General features: G+C 71.0%; 5 protein-coding genes and 2 tRNA genes. 5 read left to right on the top strand and 2 right to left on the bottom strand.

The annotated features are described in order from the left end of the window. Positions 1-148: 148 nt before the first annotated feature. Positions 149-1537 carry a trigger factor gene (gene tig / locus ACFWGN_RS21270; protein ID WP_377619742.1) on the bottom strand — a complete coding sequence of 463 codons (1389 nt, stop codon included), beginning with the start codon at positions 1535-1537 and terminating at the stop codon, positions 149-151. Between the two features lie 284 nt (positions 1538-1821). Continuing rightward, a tRNA-Pro gene (locus ACFWGN_RS21275) sits at positions 1822-1895 on the bottom strand. Between the two features lie 119 nt (positions 1896-2014). Here ACFWGN_RS21275 and ACFWGN_RS21280 point away from each other — a divergent pair. From ACFWGN_RS21280 to ACFWGN_RS21300, 5 genes are all read left to right on the top strand, one after another. After that, on the top strand, positions 2015-3520 hold the full coding sequence (locus tag ACFWGN_RS21280) for an insulinase family protein (RefSeq protein WP_377619743.1): 1506 nt from the start codon (positions 2015-2017) through the stop codon (positions 3518-3520). 67 nt (positions 3521-3587) lie between these two features. After that, positions 3588-3658: transfer RNA gene (locus ACFWGN_RS21285), tRNA-Gly, on the top strand. Positions 3659-4197: 539 nt separating this feature from the next. Further along, positions 4198-5133 (top strand): cysteine synthase A, encoded by a 936-nt coding sequence (gene cysK, locus ACFWGN_RS21290; RefSeq protein WP_191805263.1) that lies wholly within the window; start codon positions 4198-4200, stop codon positions 5131-5133. Then, complete coding sequence (gene epsC, locus ACFWGN_RS21295; RefSeq protein ID WP_191805265.1) at positions 5133-5738, top strand: serine O-acetyltransferase EpsC; 606 nt, start codon at positions 5133-5135, stop codon at positions 5736-5738. The genes cysK and epsC overlap by 1 nt, the downstream gene beginning before the upstream one ends. 259 nt (positions 5739-5997) lie before the next feature. Further along, positions 5998-7032: an LLM class F420-dependent oxidoreductase gene (locus ACFWGN_RS21300; RefSeq protein WP_377619745.1), complete on the top strand. Its 1035-nt coding sequence runs from the start codon at positions 5998-6000 to the stop codon at positions 7030-7032. Positions 7033-7198 lie beyond the last annotated feature (166 nt).

Raw genomic sequence — 7198 nt, forward strand, 5'->3', positions numbered from 1 at the left:
AGCTTCCGCCTGCCCTGCGGTGCTCGCAGGGGTCTGATCTCAAAGTCCATCGCATCCCCGAAGGTCGGGCGTTGCGACGACTGCTAGAACTCAAGGTCAGGAGGTGGGGGCCTTCTCGGGCAGCTCGGTGAGCCGCTCCGCGGGGAGATCAGGCCTTGTCGGCTGCTGCCTCGTCCTCGGAGACGACCTCGATGCCCTCTTCGTCGGTGATGCCGGTGACGTCCTCGCCCGCAGCGGCGGCCGCGGCGTCAGCAGCAGCGTCCTCTTCGTCCGAGCCGATGAACTCGCTCAGGTCCACGACGTTGCCCTCGGAGTCCTTGACCTCGACCTGGCGCAGGGCCACGGCGAGCGACTTGGAGCGTGCGACCTCGCCGACCATGGCGGGGATCTGGCCGCCCTGGTCGAGCGACTGGATGAACTCGTTCGGGTCCATGCCGTACTGGCGCGAGGCGTTGACGAGGTAGTCCAGGAGCTCGTTCTGGGCGACCTTGATCTTCAGCTGCTCGGCGAGCGTGTCGAGGAGGATCTGGTTCTTGAGCGCGTTGGTCGCGTCGACGACGACCTCGGCACGGTGCGCGTCGTCCTCGAGACGACCCTCGGACTCGAGGTGACGGTGCACCTCTGCCTCGACGGCGCCCTGGGGCACGGGGATCTCGGTGTTCTCGACGAGGTGCTTGACGAGGGCGTCGCGCGCCTCGACGGCCTGGTTCGAGGTCTTGATGCTCGCGACCTGCTCGCGCAGGTCCGCCTTGAGCTCCTCGATCGTGTCGAACTCGGACGCGAGCTCGGCGAACTCGTCGTCGGCCTCGGGGAGGTCGCGCTGCTTGACCGAGGTGGCCGTGACGGTGACCTCGGACTCCTTGCCCTCGTGGTCGCCGCCCGCGAGCGGCGCCTTGAAGGTCGTGGTCTCGCCGGCCGAGAGGCCCGTGAGCGCCTCGTCGAGGCCCTCGAGCATGTTGCCCGAGCCGATCTGGTAGCTGATGCCGGAGACCGAGTCGATCTCCTCGTCGCCGATGACGGCCTTGAGGTCGATGACGACGAAGTCGCCCTCGGCCGCGGGGCGGTCGACGCCGACCAGCGTGCCGAAACGCTCGCGCAGCGCGTCGAGGCGCTCAGCGACGTCCTCGTCCGAGACCTCGGCGGCCTCGACCGTGAGCTGCACGGAGTCGAGCGCGGGGATCTCGATCTCCGGGCGGACCTCGACCGTGGCCGTGAAGTGCAGCGAGCCCTCGGCGTCGAGCGGCACCTCGGTGACCTCGACGTCGGGCTGGCCGAGCGGGCGGATGCCCGTCTCGTTGACGGCCTGGCGGTAGAAGCCGGACAGACCGTCGTTGATGGCGTGCTCGAGCACGGCAGCACGACCGACGCGCTGGTCGATGATGCGCGCGGGGATCTTGCCCTTGCGGAAACCGGGGACGTTCACCTGCTCCGCGATGTGCTTGTAGGCGTGGTCGATGCTCGGCTTGAGCTCGTCGTACTCCACCTCGACGGTCAACTTGACCTTGGTGGGGTCCAGGGTCTCGACGGCGCTCTTCACTTCGATGATCTCCAACTGATCGGGGAGCCGACGTGCGGCAACGGGGTGCGTGCATGTCCCGCCGGTTGCAGCGGGACCTGTTCGAACGTTCATCGATCGGGCAGGCGCTGGGCGCCTGGTCGATCGCGTCGCCTCGAGCGGTGCGGCCAGGGGCCTCGAAGGGCTCCGACCGGAAGGGCGCACGGACAACCCGTCCATGGTACGCCACACCTCGTGGGCATCGGTTCGCCGGGAACGACAGCGAGGGCCCCCGTCCATCGAACGGACGGGGGCCCTCACGCTCGTCGGGGTGACAGGATTTGAACCTGCGACCTTCCGCTCCCAAAGCGGACGCGCTACCAACCTGCGCCACACCCCGTCGACGTCACCAAGAGCCCGACGACCCCTCACGGGCCGTCGAGGGCGACGAGCTCTCGGCAAGTGTACGGGGTCGCCGTGGTAGAAATGCGCCACCGAGACGACCCGAGAGGCACTTCCGTGACGCATCCCGACACCCCACGGTCCACCGTGCACCGCAGGGTGCCCGAGGTCCGGCTGCCCGGCCAGGACCTGACGTCCGGGTTCCTCGTCTTCGGCACGGGACGGCTCGACGAGTCGTTCGCCCGGGGCGGCGCAGCCCATCTCGTCGAGCACCTCGTGATGCGCAGGCTCGGTCCCACGGACGTGGAGACCAACGCGACGACCGCTCCGCACCACCTGTCGTTCGAGGTGCACGGTGGACCCGACGTCGTGAAGGACGTCCTGGAGCGGATAGCCGTCGCGATCGGCTCGCTCGAGTCGCTCACGGACGAGGAGGTCCTGGCCGAGAAGCGGATCATCGACCACGAGCTGCGCTCCTGGAGCCCGCACCCGTCGCTGCTCGCGGTCCGCGAGCGCCTCGGCGTCCGGAGCGAGGGGCTGGGTGCGATCGACCCGCCGAGCCGCTGCTTCCTGACCGTGAGCGAGGTCCTGCGGTTCGCGCGGCAGCACCTGGTGCGGGAGAACGCCGTGCTCGTCCTCACCGGCCCGGCCCCCGACGACATCGACCTCACGCAGCTCCCGTCGGCGGAGCGCCCTGCGGCGCCGCGCGGTCCCGCCACGCTGCTGCCCCTCGTCACTCCCGGGTTCGTGCGGCGTCAGGGCGCCCCGCTCAGCGTGTCGTTCCTCACCTCGCGGTCGGACCCGCGCCACGCGGTCGGCGTCAACGTCCTCGACGTCCTGCTGCACGAGCAGGTCCGCACCCGGGACCAGCTCGCCTACACGGCGGAGGTCGACACCCAGGACATCGACACGGACAGCACACAGGTCTCGTTCACCTGCGACGCGATCGACGACGACGCAGCGCACGCCGCGCTCCTCGTGGTCCGCGTGCTGCGGCAGGTGGCCGCCGAGGGCGTTCCCGAGGACGTCCTCGAGCGGGGACGCCGTCGGGCGCTCGCCCTCCTCGACCACCCGGGCTGGGTGGTCGCCCGCGCCCACGAGGATGCCGCACGAGCGCTGCTCGGACGCACCGTCGTCCCGGTCGCCGAGGAACGAGCGCACGTCGCCGCGACCTCTGCGGCCGACGTGAGGGGATGGCTCGCGGACGCTCTTCCCACCCTGCTGGTCGTGCTCGCGGACGAGACCGACCAGCGGTTCGAGCCCCAGCTCGCCTCGTTGGGCCTGGTTCTCGCGGACCCACCGCCCCCGCCGCTGCACGGCCGGACCTTTCGACCGAAGCCCTTCCGGGGCATACCGCGCGGAGCGAGGCTCGTGCTCTCGCAGGACGCGATCGGGGTCGTGGGTCCGGACCTGAGCGTCAACGTCCGGGACGAGGACCTCGTGGGGCTCGAGGACACCAGCGACGGGTTCGTGGTCGTCGGTGTGGACGGCACGACGATCCCTGTGATCACCGGCGACTGGTGGGGTACGGGCAGCGCGCTCGCGAGCTATCTCGAACGGTCGCCCCACGCGCTGCGCATACCGGACGCCGCGACCTGTCCGTGCCCACGGACGGATCGGTGACCCGAGGACTGCCGGACATTTGCTAAGGTAGCGCCGCAGACCTCGCCACTATGGCGGGCTCTTCTGCGCGGATGTAGCTCAATGGTAGAGCCTCAGTCTTCCAAACTGATCACGCGGGTTCGATTCCCGTCATCCGCTCCGCACCACGACGGCGGCCCTGGATCTCCAGGGCCGCCGTCGTCGTCTCCCGGCGGAGCCGCCTGCGACGCGCGGCTGCGGCCGGTCGCCACCCGCCGTCACGCACAGGTGCCACCGGCACGACCGGCGGGACTCCCCGACTTCACCCCCGGCAGGTCGGGTCGGGGATGAGACACCGTTGCAGCGCGGTGCACGGGCCGATAGCCTCGGGCCAGGCACCATGACTCCGCAGGGCACCACGCCGAACCACGGCGCGGGCCGCGACTGCGGGCAAGGACGACACAGGACGAGGAGAGCGACCATGACCACGCGTCACGCCGGCTCCTCCCCCGCGGTGAGCACCCCCGCGCGCGCCCTGTCCTGTTGTCCGGGCCCCACCTGTCGCTAGAGCGTCCCCTCCCCGGAGACGCTCCACCCGACGACAGGCCCAGTGGCGCGTCCCCTGCCCCGTCGCAGCCCCGTGCCACCCCAGGCAGCTCCCGCTGATCCCCCCTCGGCCCCGGCTCTCGCCGCAGGCCACCAACGATGAAGAGGAAGTCATGGCACGCATCTACGACGACGTCACGAAGCTCGTCGGCAACACGCCCCTCGTCCGCCTGAACAAGCTCACCGAGGGCGTCGGCGCCACGGTCGTGGGCAAGCTCGAGTTCTACAACCCCGCGAACTCGGTCAAGGACCGCATCGGCGTCGCGATCATCGACGCGGCCGAGGCCTCCGGTGAGCTCAAGCCGGGCGGCACCGTCGTCGAGGCGACCTCGGGCAACACGGGCATCGCCCTGGCCATGGTCGGCGCGGCCCGCGGCTACGACATCGTCCTGACGATGCCCGAGACCATGTCGAAGGAGCGCCGCGCGCTGCTGCGCGCGTTCGGCGCCGAGCTCATCCTCACGCCGGGCTCCGAGGGCATGAAGGGTGCGGTCAACAAGGCCGACGAGATCGTGGCCGAGCGCGAGGGCGCCATCCTGGCGCGCCAGTTCGCCAACGAGGCCAACCCGGCGATCCACCGCGCCACCACGGCCGAGGAGATCTGGGCCGACACCGACGGCGAGGTCGACATCGTGGTGGCCGGCATCGGCACCGGCGGCACCATCACCGGGGTCGGTCAGGTCCTCAAGGAGCGCAAGCCGAGCGTCCAGATCGTCGCGGTCGAGCCCGAGGAGTCAGCGATCCTCAACGGCGGCGCCCCCGGCCCGCACAAGATCCAGGGCATCGGCGCGAACTTCGTGCCCGAGATCCTCGACACCAGCGTCTACGACGAGGTCATCGACATCAACGCCGAGACCGCGGTCGAGTACGCGCGTCGTGCCGCCAAGGAGGAGGGCCTGCTCGTGGGCATCTCGTCCGGTGCCGCGATCGCCGCCGCCCTGCGTCTCGCCGAGCGTCCGGAGAACGCCGGCAAGCTGATCGTCGTGATCATCCCGTCGTTCGGTGAGCGCTACCTGACCTCCGTGCTGTACGCCGACCTGCTGGACTGATGAGACCTCCCAGTCCCCTGCGACGCTTCCTGAGAGTCCTCAGGGAGGACCTCGAGGCCGCTCGGCACCGCGATCCCGCGGCGCGGAACGGCTTCGAGGTCGCGCTCATCTACCCGGGCCTGCACGCCGTGTGGGCGTACCGGCTCACGCACCGCATGTGGCGCGAGCCGGCGCTTCGTCTGCCCGCTCGGATCATCGCCCAGGTCGCGCGCGCGGCGACCGGCGTGGAGATCCATCCGGGAGCCAAGATCGGGCGTCGCCTGTTCATCGACCACGGCATGGGTGTGGTCATCGGGGAGACGGCGGTCGTGGGGGACGACGTGCTGCTCTTCCACGGGTCGACCCTGGGCGGTCGCTCGATGAAGCGCGGCAAGCGGCACCCGACCCTGGGCGACCGGGTGGTCGTGGGAGCCGGGGCCAAGATCCTCGGTCCGGTCTGGGTCGGTGACGACGTCCAGGTCGGCGCCAACGCCGTGGTGGTCAAGGACGTGCCCGCAGGGTCGGTGGCCGTGGGGGTCCCGGCCCGCAACCGCGTCCCGCAGCCCGTCGCAGCACCTGCCGAGCCCGCCGAGGACCCGTCGCTGCTCATCGAGTACGTGATCTGACGGAAGGCGGCCACCCGGCCGACCACAGGAGGGGCGGTGCCACGTGCGCCGCCCCTCGTGTGCTGCTCGGGAACGGGTCGCGCCGCCGCCCGGCCACGACGCGCGGCGGGCCGGGCTCCCGTGCGGGTGCTCGCCGTCGGGCACGGTAGATTGAGCCGCGGTTCCCAGGACTCCCGGTCCTAGGAACCTCGCTCGACGCACGTCGAGCCCCGCGGACCCGTCCGCACCTCAGCGCCGAGGAACACACGAGGAGAACGCCATGCGCATCGGCATCCACACCGGCTACTGGTCCGCCGGACCCCCGCCCGGCATCCAGGAGGCGATCGTCGCCGCGGACCGCCTCGGCGTCGACTCGGTCTGGACGGCCGAGGCCTACGGCTCGGACGCCTTCACCCCGCTCGCCTGGTGGGGCTCGCACACCTCACGCATCCGGCTCGGGACCGCGGTCGCGCAGATGTCCGCACGCACCCCCACCGCGACCGCCATGGCCGCCCTGACGCTCGACCACCTCTCGGGCGGGCGCGCGATCCTCGGGCTGGGAGTCTCCGGCCCACAGGTCGTCGAGGGCTGGTACGGCCAGCCCTATCCCCGCCCGCTGGCGCGTACGCGCGAGTACGTCGAGATCGTGCGCGAGGTGATCGCACGCCAGGGCCCCGTCACGTACGACGGCCAGTTCTACCAGCTCCCCCTCACGGGCGAGGGCACCACGGGGCTCGGCAAGGCGCTGCGCTCGACCGTGCACCCGCTGCGCCCCGAGATCCCGATCCACCTCGCGGCCGAGGGCCCCAAGAACATCTCGCTCGCAGCCGAGGTCGCGGACGGCTGGCTGCCCCTGTTCTACAGCCCGCGCATGGACCCCCTGTTCCGCGGGCTGCTCGACGAGGGCTTCGCCAAGCGCTCGGACGGGCGCTCCCCCGCCGCCGGTTTCGAGGTCTCGGCGACCGTCCCGGTCGTGGTGGCCGACGACGTCGAGGAGGCCGCCGACAAGGTACGCCCCTTCATCGCGCTCTACGTGGGCGGCATGGGCGCCAAGGGCGCGAACTTCCACCGGGACGCGCTCGACCGGCTCGGCTACTCGGACGCGTGCGACGAGATCCAGGCGCACTACCTCGCGGGCCGCAAGGCCGAGGCCGTCGCGGCCGTACCGACGGCCCTCGTCGAGGACGTCGCGCTCGTGGGACCCGAGGCCAAGATCGCCCACGACCTCGAGGCGTGGCGCCGTACCGCGGTCACGACCCTCCTGGTCCAGGGGGACCCGACGGCGGTGCGTACCGTCGCGGGGCTGCTCGCTTGACCCTCATGCACCGCTGAGTGCGGAGCTCTGGTGGGACACGCCCGGCGTGTCGCACAAGGGCCCCACTCAGCGGCTTGAGTTCTAGCAGTCGTCGCAACGCCCGACCTTCGGGGATGCGATGGACTTTGAGATCAGACCCCTGCGAGCACCGCAGGGCAGGCGGAAG

It is taken from the genome of Oerskovia sp. NPDC060338, from assembly GCF_042726295.1.
GTDB lineage: Bacteria > Actinomycetota > Actinomycetes > Actinomycetales > Cellulomonadaceae > Oerskovia > Oerskovia merdavium.

Coding starts and splice junctions, on each gene's coding strand:
- ACFWGN_RS21300 (WP_377619745.1), top strand. CDS start 5,998: ATGCGCATCGGCATCCACACCGGCTACTGGTCCGCCGGACCCCCGCCC.
- cysK (WP_191805263.1), top strand. CDS start 4,198: ATGGCACGCATCTACGACGACGTCACGAAGCTCGTCGGCAACACGCCC.
- epsC (WP_191805265.1), top strand. CDS start 5,133: ATGAGACCTCCCAGTCCCCTGCGACGCTTCCTGAGAGTCCTCAGGGAG.